Origin of the sequence: Streptomyces torulosus, assembly GCF_001419765.1 — a bacterium.
Taxonomy (GTDB): Bacteria; Actinomycetota; Actinomycetes; order Streptomycetales; family Streptomycetaceae; genus Streptomyces; species Streptomyces torulosus.
Genome location: NZ_LIRK01000215.1, coordinates 1 through 14,955 on the forward strand (window position 1 = coordinate 1; position 14,955 = coordinate 14,955).

12 protein-coding genes are annotated in these 14,955 nt (G+C 73.7%); 1 reads left to right on the top strand and 11 read right to left on the bottom strand.

Annotation, left to right across the window (positions count from 1 at the left end; genetic code table 11):
- Window positions 1-158: 158 nt before the first annotated feature.
- The 6 genes from AOK23_RS15795 to egtA all read right to left on the bottom strand — a co-directional run bounded on the left by AOK23_RS15795 (window position 159) and on the right by egtA (window position 8,740).
- A complete protein-coding gene (locus AOK23_RS15795; protein ID WP_055713353.1) occupies window positions 159-3,398 on the bottom strand; it encodes a S41 family peptidase in 3,240 nt (1,079 codons plus the stop codon).
- 129 nt (window positions 3,399-3,527) lie between these two features.
- Window positions 3,528-4,100 (bottom strand): hypothetical protein, encoded by a 573-nt coding sequence (locus AOK23_RS15800; RefSeq protein WP_420823711.1) that lies wholly within the window; start codon window positions 4,098-4,100, stop codon window positions 3,528-3,530.
- A gap of 254 nt (window positions 4,101-4,354) precedes the next feature.
- Window positions 4,355-5,317, bottom strand: coding sequence for an L-histidine N(alpha)-methyltransferase (gene egtD, locus AOK23_RS15805; protein ID WP_055713354.1), 963 nt, complete (start codon window positions 5,315-5,317; stop codon window positions 4,355-4,357).
- Window positions 5,314-6,123 carry an ergothioneine biosynthesis protein EgtC gene (gene egtC, locus AOK23_RS15810; protein WP_055713355.1) on the bottom strand — a complete coding sequence of 270 codons (810 nt, stop codon included), beginning with the start codon at window positions 6,121-6,123 and terminating at the stop codon, window positions 5,314-5,316. The genes egtD and egtC overlap by 4 nt, the downstream gene beginning before the upstream one ends.
- On the bottom strand, window positions 6,123-7,469 hold the full coding sequence (gene egtB / locus AOK23_RS15815) for an ergothioneine biosynthesis protein EgtB (protein ID WP_055713356.1): 1,347 nt from the start codon (window positions 7,467-7,469) through the stop codon (window positions 6,123-6,125). Before egtB ends, egtC begins: the two co-directional genes overlap by 1 nt.
- On the bottom strand, window positions 7,466-8,740 hold the full coding sequence (gene egtA, locus AOK23_RS15820) for an ergothioneine biosynthesis glutamate--cysteine ligase EgtA (RefSeq protein WP_055713357.1): 1,275 nt from the start codon (window positions 8,738-8,740) through the stop codon (window positions 7,466-7,468). Before egtA ends, egtB begins: the two co-directional genes overlap by 4 nt.
- Before the next feature lie 300 nt (window positions 8,741-9,040).
- Here egtA and AOK23_RS15825 point away from each other — a divergent pair, with 300 nt between their 5' ends.
- Complete coding sequence (locus AOK23_RS15825; RefSeq protein ID WP_055713358.1) at window positions 9,041-9,952, top strand: TIGR02452 family protein; 912 nt, start codon at window positions 9,041-9,043, stop codon at window positions 9,950-9,952.
- Here the strand turns inward: AOK23_RS15825 and AOK23_RS15830 are convergent.
- The 5 genes from AOK23_RS15830 to AOK23_RS15850 form a co-directional block, all read right to left on the bottom strand.
- Window positions 9,906-10,352 (bottom strand): type II toxin-antitoxin system PemK/MazF family toxin, encoded by a 447-nt coding sequence (locus tag AOK23_RS15830; RefSeq protein ID WP_055713359.1) that lies wholly within the window; start codon window positions 10,350-10,352, stop codon window positions 9,906-9,908. The genes AOK23_RS15825 and AOK23_RS15830 overlap by 47 nt on opposite strands.
- Before the next feature lie 151 nt (window positions 10,353-10,503).
- Window positions 10,504-11,907, bottom strand: a complete 1,404-nt coding sequence (locus AOK23_RS15835; protein ID WP_055713360.1) for a flotillin family protein — start codon at window positions 11,905-11,907, stop codon at window positions 10,504-10,506.
- A 149-nt stretch (window positions 11,908-12,056) separates the two neighbouring features.
- Window positions 12,057-12,281, bottom strand: coding sequence for a hypothetical protein (locus AOK23_RS15840; protein ID WP_055513823.1), 225 nt, complete (start codon window positions 12,279-12,281; stop codon window positions 12,057-12,059).
- Window positions 12,282-12,335: 54 nt separating this feature from the next.
- Window positions 12,336-13,760, bottom strand: a complete 1,425-nt coding sequence (locus AOK23_RS15845) for an amidase (protein ID WP_055713361.1) — start codon at window positions 13,758-13,760, stop codon at window positions 12,336-12,338.
- A gap of 193 nt (window positions 13,761-13,953) precedes the next feature.
- Window positions 13,954-14,955, bottom strand: a 1,002-nt coding sequence (locus AOK23_RS15850) for a helix-turn-helix domain-containing protein (RefSeq protein WP_055713362.1), incomplete at its 5' end; no start/stop codon positions are given.

The window sequence follows — 14,955 nt, forward strand, 5'->3', positions numbered from 1 at the left end:
TCGCGCACTTCCCCGCGCCCCTGAAGGGAACGGGCCTGCGGCCCGCCCTTCAGATGAAAAGCACGGGGCCGCAGGCCCCTGCTTTTCAGGGGCGCGGGGAACTGCGCGAGAAACCACACACCACCCGCACCCGCCAAACCACACGCACCCCCGAGCTACTAGGCGCCCGGCAGCTCCGGCGGGGTCTTCGCCGGCGTCTCCTCCAGCCCCGCCAACGCGATCCGAATCGCCTCGTCCAGCTGCGGATCACGCCCGGCCGCATGGTCCTGCGGCGCCTGCACGACCTCGACGTCCGGATCGACGCCGTGGTTCTCGACGCCCCACCCGTACCCCTCCAGCCAGAACGCGTACTTCGGCTGGGTCACCAGCGTCCCGTCGACGAGCCGGTACCGGCTGTCGATGCCGACGACCCCGCCCCACGTCCGCGTCCCGACGACCGGCCCGATCCCGAGCGCCTTGATCGCCGCGTTCACGATGTCCCCGTCGGACCCGGAGAACTCGTTGGCGACGGCGACGACGGGCCCCCGGGGCGCGTCGTCGGGGTAGCTGGTCGGCCGCATCCCGCGCGGCAGGTCCCAGCCGACGATCCGCCGCGCCAGTTTCTCCACGACGAGCTGCGAGGTGTGTCCGCCCCGGTTCTCCCGGACGTCCACGACGAGGCCCTCCCGCGCCACCTCGACCCGCAGGTCCCGGTGGAGCTGTGCCCAGCCGGAGCCGACCATGTCGGGCACGTGCAGATAGCCGAGACGGCCGCCGGACTTGTCGTGGACGTAGGCCCGCCGGTCCGCCACCCACGCGTGGTACCGCAGCGGCTCCTCGTCCGCGATGGGCACCACCACGGCGTGGCGCGGGTCGCCGCCCCCGGAGGGCAGGACGGTCAGTTCGACCGCCTTGCCCGCGGTGCCGACGAGCAGGGGTCCGGGCCCGGCCACGGGGTCGACCGGCTGTCCGCCGACGGCGACGATCGCGTCCCCGGCCCGGACGGCCACGCCGGGTGCGGCGAGCGGCGCGTGCGCGTCGGGGTCGGACGTCTCGGAGGGCAGGACGCGGTCGATGCGCCAGGTCCCGTCCTCGTGCCGGGAGATGTCCGCGCCGAGGAGGCCCTGCCGCCGGTCGCCGAAGCCTCCGCCGCCGCGCGGGGTGACGTAGGCGTGGGAGGTGCCCAGTTCGCCCTGCACCTCCCACAGCAGGTCGACGAGGTCGTCGTGGGTGGCGACCCGGTCGAGGACGGGCCGGTAGCGGTCGAGGACGGCCTGCCAGTCGACGCCGCCGAGGTCGGGGCGCCAGAAGTTGTCCCGCATGAGGCGGCCGGTCTCGTCGAACATCTGCCGCCACTCGGCGGCCGGGTCGACGGTCTGCCGGACGCGGCTGAGGTCGACGGTGATGTTGCTGTCGCTGTCGTCGTCGCCCGAGGCCCGCCGGTCGCTGGGGACGACCTTGAGTTTGCCGTCGGTCCACAGCAGCACCCGTTTGCCGTCGCCGCTGACGGCGTAGTGCTCGGCGTCGGAGGCGAGGTACTCCAGGCGCCGCTGGGCGAGGTCGTACCGCTCCAGGGACGTCTTCGGGTCGGGGTCGTCGGGGGTGGCCCGGGAGTGGCCGAGGACGCCGGTGACGGGGTGGCGCAGCCACAGCACGCCGTCCTTGGCGGCGCGGAGCGTGGAGTAGCGGGCGGCCTCGACGGGGAAGGGCACGATCCGGTCGGCGAGCCCTTCGAGGTCGATACGGGTGACGGGGGCGCCCTCGCTGTCCGGGGTCTCCTCCTTGTCGGGCGCCTCGAACGGCCGGCCGTGGCGCTGCGGCCCGAAGGGTGACGGGGTGGTCGCGGCGAGCGTGATGAGGTGCGGGCGGGCGCCGCTGACGAAGTGCAGGTCGAAGACGTGTTCGTCGTAGACGGGGTCGAAGGCGCGCGCGGAGAGGAAGGCCAGGTGTTTGCCGTCGAGGGTGAACGCCGGGGAGAAGTCCTGGAAGCGGAGCGGGGTGGCCTCGGTGACGGACAGGTCGGCGGTGTTGGCGAGCTTGAGCTGGCGCAGGGGACGCGCGCCGGGGTGCGACCAGGCGAGCCAGCCGGAGTCGGGCGAGAAGACGAGCCCGGTCACCTCCCCGTCCTCGCTGCGGTCGACCTCCCGGACCTCGCCCGTCTCCCGCTCGACGAGGAGGACCCGCCCGTCGTGCGCGGCGACGGCGACCCGGTTGCCGTCGGGGGCGACGGCGAGCCCGAGGACCCGGCCCAGTTGTCCGGCGGCGAGCCGGCGCGGTGTGGTGCCGGGTCCGGCTCCCGTCGCGGGGGCGAACTCCAGGGCGTCGTCTCCCTCCGCGTCCGTCACCCAGACCACCCATTCCTCGCCCTCCACCCGGAAGGCGCGCGGCAGCCGGGCCCGCACCCCGTGCTCGGCGGCGAGCGCGCGGGCGGGTCCGGAGCGGTGGGTGACCCAGTGGACGGAGCCGCGGACGGCGACCGCGCTGCCGCGGGCGGTGTGGTCGGGTGAGGCGGAGCCGAACCAGCGGGAGGCGTTCACCGGGTACGGCTGGAGGTCGACGCGCTGCCCGCCCAGCCGGACGTCGATCCTGCGCGGCTCGGCCCCGTCGAGGTCGTCGAGCAGCCACAGTTCACCGGCGGAGGAGTACACGACCCGGGTGCCGTCGGTGGCCGCGTGCCGGGCGTAGAAGCCGTCGGTGGGTGTATGGCGCCGCAGGTCGGAGCCGTCCGCGAGCGAGGAGTACAGCGCGCCGACGCCCTCGTGGTCGGAGAGGAACGCGATCCGGTCGCCCACCCACAGCGGGTACTCCAGGTTCCCGTCGAGGTCGGCGTGGAGGCGGACGAACTCGCCGTCGCCGTCCCGGTCGATCCACAGCTTGCCCGCCGTGCCGCCCCGGTACCGCTTCCACCAGGCGGCCTCGCGGCCCATCGGCGCGGACAGCAGCACGGTGGCCGGGCCGTACGCGACATGGCCGACCGGCCCGTACGGCAGTGTCGTGGCGGGTCCGCCGTCCAGCGGGACGGCGCGCGCCCAGCTCTGCCGCAGGCTGGCCTGTCCCTGGGTGCTGAGGGCGAGGACCTGCCCGTCGGGGGTCCAGCCGCGTACCTGGGTGCGCCAACTGCCCCAGTGGGTGAGGCGCTTGGCGGGGCCGCCGTCGACGGGCGCGACATGCACCTCGGGGGCGCCGTCCCGGGTGGAGGTCCACGCGACGAGCGTGCCGTCCGGGGAGATGCGCGGGTGGTTGACGGGCATGTTGTCCGCGCTGACGCGCCACGCACGACCGCCGTCGAGTGGGGCGACCCAGACGTCGTCCTCGGCGGTGAAGGCGATCAAGTCGCCGTGCAGGTGCGGGAATCGGAGATACGCGGACTGAACGGACTGGACGGCTTGGGCGGACCGGACAGACTGGGCGGCCTGCACGGACGGTGTGGACGGTGCGGTCTGAGTCACCCGGTCACTGTAAGCAGCGCACGGGCGTCTGGGGAGACGTTTGGATCATGTCGCCCCCCACGAACCACACTTGCCCCTTTCGCACCCTTTGCCCGCCGGCTACTTCCCCTCCGGCCAGCACTGCGGGTCCTTCTGGCACCAGATGGTCTGGGTGACGGTCACCGTCGCGGTGGGGCCGGGCCGCCCCGGCTGGTCCGGCGTCCCGGGGGTGGGGTCGGGGGCGTTGCAGTTGCCGAGCACGTCGACGTGGAACCGTTGCTTCCCGTCGACCTTGGCGGTCAGGTCACCGCGGACGCACTTGCCGTTGACCTCCTTGGTCACCTTCCCGGTGATCGTGATGTCCCGGCCCTTCTTGTCCTCGCCCTCGCAGTTGACGTGCGCCACGGTGTCGACGGAAGCGGAGGCCGAAGCGGACCTCTTCTTGTCACCGCCGTCACCGCTGCTGCCGCCGTCGTCGTACGAGGCCGTGCAGGTGAGCCACTGGACGTCGACGCCGTGCCGCTCCAGCTCCTTGGTCCCCATCTGGTCCGTGGTGAAGGCGACCGCGCCGGTGTTGATCCCACCTCCCTCGCAGGCCACGAGCGTGACGACAGCCACGACGCCGAGTCCGGCACGCACCAACGTCCGGCGCCCGGCGGACCGATTCACCCGTACTCGTCCCGAAACCCCCATGGACGCCACCCTCCCACCACGGGTCCCGACCCGGAAAGACCACAAGCGGCCACGGTTGCGCTCCGCTCATCCCCGGTGTTCCCCAGAGGGCCGCGGTTATCCGTTCGTCCCGCCCAGTAGCCCGGGAGTAGGGGTGTGTTGGCGTGTGCGGGTGAGTGGGGGTCGTTCGCGCAGTTTCCCGCGCCCCTGAAGGGACGGGGCCTGAGGCCCGCCCTTCATCAACCGCCGCTCACCCGCGGCCGAACCCCGCCCGGTTACCCCGCCACGCTCAAGGACAGCGCGAAGCGGCCCTCCGCGTCCGTCCACCAATGGGTCAGGTCCAGCCCGGCGGCGGCCAGTTCGGCCGTCACCCCCTCTCTGCGGAACTTCGCCGACACCTCCGTCCGCAGCTCCTCGCCGGCCGCGAAGTCGACCGCGAGATCGAGAGCGGGGACCTTCACGGTCTGCGCGGTCCGCGACCGCAACCGCATCTCGATCCACTCCCGCTCGGCGTCCCACAGGGCGACGTGCTCGAACGCGCCGGGATCGAAGTCCGCCCCCAGCTCACGGTTCATGACGGACAGGACGTTCTTGTTGAACGCGGCCGTCACCCCGGCCGCGTCGTCGTACGCGGCGACCAGCACCGCCTCGTCCTTGACCAGGTCCGTGCCCAGCAGCAGCGCGTCGCCGGGCGCCAGCAGGGCCCGCACGGAGGTCAGGAACGCGGCCCGTTCCTCGGGGACGAGATTCCCGATCGTGCCGCCGAGGAACGCCACCAGCCGCGGCCCCGGGGTCTCGGGCAGCCGGATCCCGGCGGTGAAGTCCGCGATCAGGGCGTGCACCTCCAGCCCCGGCCGCTCCGCGACGAGCGCCTCGCCGGCCTGCCGCAACGCGCTCTCGCTCACATCCACCGGCACGTACGCGTGCAGCTCGGGCATCGCGTCCAGCAGATGCCGCGTCTTGTCGGACGAGCCGGAACCCAGCTCGACGAGCGTGCGCGCACCGCTCGCCGCGGCGATCTCCGCCGCCCGGCCGAGCAGGATCTCCCGTTCGGCACGGGTCGGATAGTACTCGGGCAACTCGGTGATCCGGTCGAACAGTTCGCTGCCGTGCGCGTCGTAGAACCACTTGGGCGGCAGCGTCTTCGGGGTGCGGGTGAGGCCGTCCAGGACGTCGGCGCGCAGGGCCGCGCCCGTGGCGTCCTCGGGCAGGGTGCGGGTGAGGTGGAACGGGCTCACGCAGGGGACTCCTTCGGTGGTACGGGGACTGGATCGGCGCCCGGGCGTCCGGTTTCCTCCGGCTCCTTGAGCGGGGTGAGCAGGACGTCCGTGCGGTCGGCCACGAGCAGCGTGCGGTCCGGCACCTCGACCCAGTGCGGGTCGTCGTCGTACGGCTCGGACGCCACGACGGTGCCGCGACCGGGCCGGGCGAGGTACCACAGGGTGTCGCCCCACGCCGTCGCGGTGATGCTGTCGCCGCTGGTGAGCAGAAGGTTGAGCCGAGACCCGGGGGCCGCCCGCGCGACCTCCAGGACCGTGTCGGCCAGCGCCTGCCCCTCCTCGTCGCCGGCCCGCAGCCGGTTCAGGACCAGGGCCCACACGAACGCGGAGTCGTTGCGGGCCTCCATCGACAGGATCTCCACGGCGGGCAGCCCGCCGGCCAGCGGCGCCAGGGACCCGGGCCACCCGGCGACCGCCCCGTTGTGGCTGAACAGCCAGGGCCCGCCGGCGTACGGCGCCGCCGCGGCCTCCTGGTCCGCGCCGGGCACCGTGGCGTCCCGTACGGCGGCGAGCAGCGCCCCCGTGCGGACCACCCGGGCGAGATCCGTGAAGGACAGGTCGCCCCAGATGGGTCCGGCCCGCCGGTAGCGGCCCGGGACCGGGTCGCCGTCCGCGTACCAACCGACGCCGAAACCATCGGCGTTGACAGTCCCGTACCGCTGCCGACGCGGCGCCCACGACTGCCGGAACAGACTGTGCTCGGGTTCGCTGAGGACCGCGCCCAGCGGCACCTCCGGCCCCAGATAGGCCACATGACGGCACATCAGACGGCCTCCGGGGACGCGTCACGGGCCGTGCGGAAACCGCTGAAGATCTGCCGCCGGATCGGATAGTCCCAGTTGCGGAACGTCCCCCGGCACGCCACCTGGTCCACGGCGAACGAACCACCCCGCAGCACCTTGTACTCGGGGCCGAAGAACACCTCCGAGTACTCCTTGTACGGGAACGCCGCGAACCCCGGGTACGGCAGGAAGTCGCTCGACGTCCACTCCCACACGTCACCGATCAACTGCCGTACGCCCAGCGGGGACGCGCCCTCCGGATAGCTGCCGGCCGGGGCCGGACGGAGGTGGCGCTGGCCCAGGTTGGCGTGGTCGGGCGTCGGGTCGGCGTCGCCCCACGGGTAGCGCGTGGAGCGCCCGGTGACGGGGTCGTGGCGGGCGGCCTTCTCCCACTCGGCCTCCGTGGGCAGCCGCCGCCCCGCCCAGCGGGCGTACGCGTCGGCCTCGTACCAGCACACGTGCAGCACCGGCTCGTCGGCCGGCACGACCTCGGTGACGCCGAAGCGCCGCCGCAGCCACTGCCGGCCGTCACGCCGCCAGAACAGCGGCGCGGTGATGCCGTGCGCGCGGATGTGGTCCCAGCCGCGGGCCGTCCACCAGCGTTCGTCCTCGTAGCCGCCGTCGTCGATGAACGCCTGGTACGCGCCGTTCGTCACCGGGGTGGTGTCGATGTGGAACGGCGGGACCACGCGCCGGTGCGCTGGCCGCTCGTTGTCCAGCGCCCACGGCTCGGTCGAGGTGCCCATCATGAACTCCCCGCCCGGCACGAGGACTTCGTCCGGCCCCGTGAACAGCGGCGCCGGGCTTGGATCGGGCGCCGACAGCACGGCCGGGCCCCTGCGGAGCTGATGGGTGATCAGCATCGTCTCGTCGTGCTGCTGTTCGTGCTGGGCGATCATGCCGAAGGCGAAGCCCGCCTCGGTGAGCCGGGTGCCGTGGAAGTCGCTGCCCTCCAGCACGTCGAGGGCCCGGCCGCGCACCTCGGCGAGGTAGCGGCGGGCCTCCTCCGGCGGCAGCAGCGGCAGCGAGGGCCGCTCGGAGCGCGGATGCTCGAAGGCGTCGTACAGCCCGTCGATCTCGGGCCGCATCGCCTCCCGCCCCGCGACGTTGCGCAGCAGCCACAGCTCCTCCTGGTTGCCGATGTGGGCGAGGTCCCACACCAGCGGGGACATCAGCGGCGAGTGCTGCGCGGTGAGGTCGGGTTCGTCGACGGCGGAGGTGAGGAGCGCGGTACGGGCGCGGGCCGTGATAAGCGCCGCCAGCGCGCGCTCCCGCAGTATCTCGGGGTCGGCGTCGTGCGTCGGGGCTCGCGTCTCGGGCGCGGTCATGCGGGGATGTCCTTCCCGTGCAACTGGTCGAGCAGATCGTCGGCGGGACAGCGTCCCCGGGCCACATGGCGGTCGATGAACTCCGCCACGGCGTCCAGCACCCGCGTGCTCGCGCCGAGCCGTGGCAGCGCCTCGGCCGCCGCGGCGAAGCAGACGGCCGCCGCCTCCCGCAGCTCGGGATCGGCCAGGCCCGAACGGGCGGCCGCGTCCCACAGCGGATTGCGCGGCGCCCGCAGGGAACCGGCCCGCTCGGCCAGGGGCTTGACCGCCCGGTAGGCGACCTCGGTGGCCTCCGGGTCCTCGAACAGCGCCGTCGTCACGGCGAGCGGCACGAGCCAGCCGTCCTCACCCGGCTGCGCGTCGATCATGCGGAGCTCCAGATGGCCACGCGGTCGTACCGGCGGGAACAGCGTCGTCATGTGGTACTCGAGATCGGCGCGGGTCGGCGGGCTGTCGGACCGGATCCACTCCCGGAACGACATGGCGCCCGGGACACCCCAGGGCCCCTCGTCGGCCCGGACGCACATCACCGGCGCGTCCAGCACCAGCCGCGCCCAGGCGCCCCGGGGATCGCCGTCCAGCTCCGGGGCCGTCGTCCGGCCCGGGTCCATCGCCGCCCACAGCGACTGCCGGGTCGAACGCCAGCCGGTGACCCGGCCGCCCGCCAGCGGGGAGTGCGCGAACGCGGCCAGCAGCACCGCGCCGAGCTGGTGCGTCAGCCACCAGCGCCGCTGGTAGCCGAGGGGGCCCGGTTCCTCGTACCCGGCGTCGATGCAGACCTGCACGGACGCCGACGAGCACATCATGGACCGGCCCTCGGGCCCGAAGCGGTCGAGGTACACCTCCATCGCGTCGTACCGGGGCTCGCGCAGGAACCGGGTCGGGGGGTTCCAGGGATCATGGCCGAAGCCGCTGATGCCGAGGTCCGCCTCGCGCAGCGTCGCGCGTACGGCGTCCAGGTCGGCGGAGACGGATCCCACGCACTCCATCAGGGAGGCGGCGGGAGCGGAGCTGAGCTCCAGCTGGCCACCCGGCTCGATCGTCAGCGACGACGCCAGGGGCAGGGTCCGCAGTGCGGCGTAGGCCGCTTCGAGCCGTGCGGGTGTCGCGGGGAGCCGCGGATCGCGCAGCTCATGGACGTGCCATTCCAGTTCGACACCGAGGACGCGGGGCGGTCCGGTCTTGAAGCAGATGCCCCGAACGAGGGCCTCCACCTCCGCCTCGGTGACCAGGGAGCGCTGCTCCGTACAGCCACTAGCCGAATCTGACATGTCGGGATCCTCCTGAGATTCCACCATGTCGCCGATCCGATGCCGTGGGGGCCCGGACCGGCGGTGCTCGTCCCACCCAAACCCCTGGGTGACGTTCGCACAAGGGTGCACATCGTGGCAATGCGGATCGTCGATCTCTGTTTCCGGGAACTTCAGGCACCTCTTCCCGGACCCGTCGAGGGCCATTCACGCCAGGAAAACTCCGTTGCGGTCATCCACCAGCATCGCCCACGATGCGTCCATGAGCACGACGGGGGAGCGCGCACGGGCGGCGTTCATGGCGCGCACGGGGGTGGCGCCATGAGCGCCCGCCTGCGGGGCATCGCACGGGAGACTGAGGACATCGTCGCGGCGGGGGGCTACCGCGCACCGGACGGCCGGGAGGTGTCGCTCGCGGCGTGGATCGACGCGGCCCGCTCGGGTACGCGCCTGTACGGCCCGGACCCGGTGCGGACGCCACCGGTCGCCCCCGTGTCCGTGCCGACCCGGATCGAGGTCACCGGCGAGAGCAGCCTGGAGGCCGCCCGCCGCCTCACCGGCACGGCTCCCGTCGCCGTCCTCAACTTCGCCTCGGCCCGCAACCCGGGCGGCGGCTACCTGAACGGCGCCCAGGCCCAGGAGGAGGCCCTCTGCCGGGCCTCCGCCCTGTACGTCTGCGTACGCGAGGCCCGCGGCTTCTACGACCACCACCGCGCCCACCGCGACCCGTTCTACACGGACCGTGTCATCCACTCACCCGCCGTCCCCGTCTTCCGCGACGACCGCGGTGACCTGCTGGCCGCCCCGTACACGGCCGGTTTCCTGACCTCCGCCGCCCCGAACGCGTCGGTCGTCCGCCGTACGGCGCCGGAGCGCGCCGGCGAACTGCCGCGCGCCCTGGCCGTGCGCGCGGAACGGGTCCTGGAGACGGCCGTGGCGAACGGCTACCGCAGGCTGGTCCTGGGCGCCTGGGGCTGCGGTGTCTTCGGCAACGACCCGGCGCACGTGGCGACCGCGTTCCGCACGCTCCTCACGGACGGCGGCCGGTTCGAGGGCCACTTCGAGCACGTGGTGTTCGGCGTACTGGACCGCACGAGGGGCGCGACGGTCCGGGCGGCATTCGAACGGGAGTTCCGCGCCGGCTCGTCGGGGAGGCCGGCCGAGTCCCCTCACGCGGCCGAGTCCTCTAGCGCCAGCCGTACCGTTCCCGCAGCTGGTGCACGACGGAGTTGAACCGCATCCGGTCCAGGGCGCACGCCTCCCGCCGCATCCCCGCCTCGTGCAGTCGGAGCACCCGGTCCACATCCACCCAGGACGGCCGCCCCGAACGGTCCCACGGCCCGCTGCCGATCGGCACCCACTCCCGGTCCCCGTCATGCCGCTTGCTCGACAACTGCACGGCGAGGAACGTCCCGCCCGGCTCCCGCGCCACCACCAGCACGGGCCGGTCCTTGCCCCGCCCGTCGTTCTCCTCGAACGGCACCCAGGTCCACACGATCTCCCCGGGGTCGGGGTCCCCGTCGTGCGCGGGCGAGTACTCGGTACGCACACGCCCCACCGCGCGCGGATCGGCCTCGGTGGTGGCGGAGGGGCCGTAACGGCCGGGAACGTCTTGATCGGCGAACGCAGTCACGGGGCAACGCTAACCCGCGCCCCCGGCAAGGGAGCGCGGGCCCCGTAGCGATGCGCGGCTCGGCCGCACGGGCACGAGCGGCAACGGCGGCACCGGCAGACAAAGGGAGACCAGGACTCCCGGTCCGCCGGCACCGACGCACAGAGGGAGGCTACGACTCCCGGTCCACCGGTACCTTCTCCACGGGCAGCCCGTTGACCGCGGCCGGGCCCCGGTCGGGCGTCCCACTCTGGTTCATGGACGCCAGCAACTGCCGGGCCAGCCCCAGCCCCGTGCCGCCCATCGTCAGCGCCTTGGCGAACAGGTCGGCCATGCCGTCGGCGCCGTTCAGCAGCACCATGTTGTCGACGTTGCCGAACGCGGACGCCCCCGCCTGCACGATCTCCGGCCACTGCTCGGCCAGTTGCTGCGCGATCACCGCTTCCTGGTTCTCGGCCAGCGCCGCGGCCCGCGCCTTGATGCCCTCGGCCTCGGCGAGCCCCTTCGCGCGGGCGGCCTCGGCGGCGGCGAGCCCCTTGGCCTGTCGGGCGGCGGCCTCCGCCTCACCGGTGGCGCGGGTCGCGTTCGCCTCGGCGGCGGCCGCGAGTTCGGTCTCCTTGGCCTTGGCCTGCGCGGCGGAGATACGGGCGTCGCGCTCGGCCTCGGCGAGGGTCCGCTTCTCGTACGCCTTGGCGTCCGCGGGCTTGCGCACGTCGGCCTGGAGCTGCTGCTCGCGCCGTGACGCCTCCAACTCGGCGACCCGGGTCTCCTGGACGACGACCTCCTGCTTGGCGCCCGCCTCGGCGAGCGGGCCGGCCTGCTTGGCCTTGGCGGAGGCCTTGTCGCGCTCCGCCTGGTAGCCGGCCTGGAGGATCTCGCTGTCCCGGGTGGCCTCCGCCATCCGCGCCGCCGCCTGCTGCTCGGCCTCGGTGGCGAGCCGGTTCGCCTCGGCCTGCGCGATCCGCGCGTCCCGCTGGACGGCCGCCGCGTGCGGCATGGCGAGGTTCTTGATGTAGCCGGTCGGGTCCTCGATCTCGTGGATCTGCAACGAGTCGACGATCAGCCCCAGTTTCTCCATCTCCGTCCCGCACGCGGCCCGTGTCTGCCCGGTCAGCTTCTCGCGGTCGCGGATCATGTCCTCGACCGTCAATCCGCCCACGATGGACCGGAGATGACCGGCGAACACGTTGTGCACCCGTTCCGAGACCCGTTTCTGCTGGCCGAGGAAGCGGCGGGCGGCGTTGGCGATGGACACGAAGTCGTCGCCCACCTTGAAGATGACCACGCCCCGGATCTTCAGCGGAATGCCCTGGAAGGTCACGCACTCCACGGCCAGTTCGGTCTGGTTCAGGTCGAGCGACAGCTTGCGCACCGCCTGCATGCCCGGCAGCACGAGCGTGCCGCGCCCGGTGACGATACGGAAGTTCATGCCTTCCGTCAGGCCCTCCATCTTGTGCTTGGAGCCGGAGATGATCAGGGCCTCGTTCGGTTCGGCGACACGCCACATGAGTTTGAACAGAGCGATCAGTACCAGAGCCACCGCTACGGTCGCCCCCGCGATGATGCCGATGAACATCGGCACACCCCCCTCGGCCAGGTGCCCTTTCGGCACCGAACGTCGGGAGTGTCCCAAGGGGCCGGGCCGGGGTACAGAGCCGCACGGACCGTTGTTGCAGTCTTGATGCGAACCGTCACCGCGGGAGCGGCCGACGCCCCGACGGACCGTCAACTGTCGTACGCCGCCGAGACGTAGACCGTGCGCGGCGGCAGGTACTCGATCACCATCACCAGGGTCCCGGGCTCGATCCGGTCCTTCGCGGAGGCGGGGTACGCCAGGAAGTGCTCGGCCCCGCCGCGCACCCGGACGATCACCTCGCCGACGAGCCCGGGACCGACCGCACCGGTCACCCGTCCCATCAGCCCGACCATCGACGCTTCGTCCATGGTCACAGCCTACGGGGCGCACCCCGCCCCCCGGACCCACGCGGGGGACGGCGGTGCCGCTCACACCGCGGGGGACTCGGCGGGTGTCGTCGCCTCCGGCGGCCACAGCTCGTGCCAGCGCTGGTCCGCCTCCAACTGCGCGGCCAGCGACAGCAGCAGCGGCTCGCTGTTCGCGGGACCGAGCAGTTGCGCGCCCACCGGCAGCCCGCCCACGAACCCCGCCGGCACGTTCACGCCGGGCCAGCCGAGCACGTTCCACGGCCAGGCGTACGGGCAGGCGGCGATCATCGCCCGGTCCGTGCCGAGCCCACCGAGGCCGATCATGGAGCCGATCCGCGGCGGGGGAGCGGCGGTGGTCGGCGCGAGCAGCACGTCGTACGTGGTGAACAGCGCGCCGATCCGCTGGTGGAGCGTGGCCTCCGCGCGGCGGGCCAGCCGCAGCGGCGCCCCGGCGAGCAGCCGGCCGAGGCGGGCGGCGTCGCGGGTGCGCCGGTCGAGGAGGTCCTGCCGGGCGATCCCGCCGACGTGTTCGGCGATGCCCGCGGTGGCGCGCGGGATGAAGGTGAGCCCGATCTGCCCGTAGCGGGGCTCGGCCTCCTCCACCTCGTGCCCGAGCGCGGCGAGCCGTTCGGCGACCGCGCGGACCTGCTCCCGCACCCGGGGGTCGAGCCGTGCGGGCAGCGCGGTGAACGGCGGCTTCAGGGACAGCGCGATCCGCAGTCGGCCCGGATCGCGCCCCACGGCGCCGGAAGCGTCGATGGCGTCCGGCCGGTGCAGGTCGCCCTCGTGGTTGCCGGCGGCCGCGTCGAGCAGGAGGGCGGCGTCGGCGACCGTGCGGGCGAGGGTGCCGTTGACGGTGATGCCCTGGAAGGACTCCGGGAGCGGCCAGGTCGAGATACGGCCGCGCTGCGGCTTGATGCCGATGAGATGCGTCCAGGACGCGGGGATACGGATCGAGCCGGCCCCGTCCGAGCCCAGCGCGCCCGGCACGAGTCCCGCGGCGACGGCGGCCGCGGAGCCGCCCGAGGAACCGCCGGGGGTGTGGTCGGCGTGCCAGGGGTTGCGGGTGGCGCCGAAGGCCGGCCCCTCGGTGAAGGGCCACTGCCCGAGTTCGCAGGTGTTGGTCTTGCCGACCACGATCGCCCCGGCCGCCCGCAGCCGCCGTACCGCCTCGCCGTCCTCCGGCAGCGACGGGAACTCGCCCCGGCAGCCGAACGCGGTCGGCTCGCCCGCCACGTCCATGTCGTCCTTCACGGCCACCGGCACCCCGAGCAGCGGCCGCCGTCCGCCCGCCGCCAGCTCCCGGTCCGCCGCCTCGGCCTCCACCAGCGCCGCCTCGGCGCGTACCCGCCGGAAGGCGTTGACCGTCGGCTGGCTGGCCTCGATCCGGGCGAGGGTCCGCTCGACCAGCTCACGCGACGTCACCTCCCCGGCGGCCAGCGCACGGGCACACTCCGCCAGACCCGGGGCACGGTCGGCAGCCATACGGAACACCTCCGGAAGCAGGTTGTCTACCGAACGGTAACGTCCGGGTGCGGGCAGCGGTACGGGAAGGACGACTTCCCTGGTGACCACGGCGGTTCGCGGCGGACACGAGCGGTCCACGACGCGTACGGTCCAGCCCGGCCCACCCCGCCCGTGGCTGCACGTGGCCCGCACTGGACGCTCCGCCCGCTCGTTAGCCGCGTGCCAAGCGCCGCATCGTGAGGGCCAGTTGCAGCCGCAGCCGACCGTGCGGGTCGCGGACCGGCCAGCCCAGGAGGGACTCCGCGTGGGTCAAACGGTCCTGGAGCGTGGAGTGGTGGACATTGACCTCGGTGGCGGCCGCCCGCAGGCTCGCCGTGGACGCGACCGCGTGCAGCGTGGCCAGCATCCACGGGGCGTCCGCCGCGGCCTTCTCCAGTTCTCTCACGTCCGGCGGCGGGTCACCTCCCGGAACGACTGACTCGGCGAGCAGCGCCAGCCCGCCCAGGTCCTCCGCGCGCACCACCCGCTCCCCGGGGTCCCGTGCCGTGCCCTCCGCGGTGAACCGCAGGGCCACCCGGGCGGCGGCCCACGACCGGGGCAGGTCGGGCAGGGACACGACCGGCCCGACCCCGACGCGCCCCTCGATCCCCTCGCTCCCGTCCACTGACGCCACCGGAACGCCACGGTGCGGCCCGGCGTCCGGTGCGCCCGCGTCGCCGACGACCAGGACGCGGGGCCGTCCGCCGAGGGGGGCCAGGACACGGGCGCGGGCGTCGACGGCGAGGCCGAGACGGCGTGCGGCGTGCAACCGGGCCTGTTCGGTGGCGGTCGCGTCGAGCAGGGTCTCCACGAGGGCCGGGTCGTCGGCGGGGGAGAGGGGCGCACGCCCGCGTGTACGGTCCAGCACCAGCCGGAGGGCGCCCGCGGCCCGCTCCAGGATCACCGCGTCCACGACGCTCGGCTCACCGTCCCCGGGCCGCTCCAGCCACAGCGCCGGGACACCGCCGGGCACCAGCGCGGCGGAGGGCCAGCCGGGTTCCGGGGGCAGGGGGATGTCCAGCCGCCGCCCGTCCGGTTCCACCCGGACCCGCACCCGCCGTTCGTCGTCCACGAGCCGCGCGGGGCACCCCGCCAGCACGGCCGCGGCCCGCACGAGTGCCTCCAGGCCCGCCCGGGACTCGGCGAGCGCGTCGAAGTAGGCGATGACCCGGAC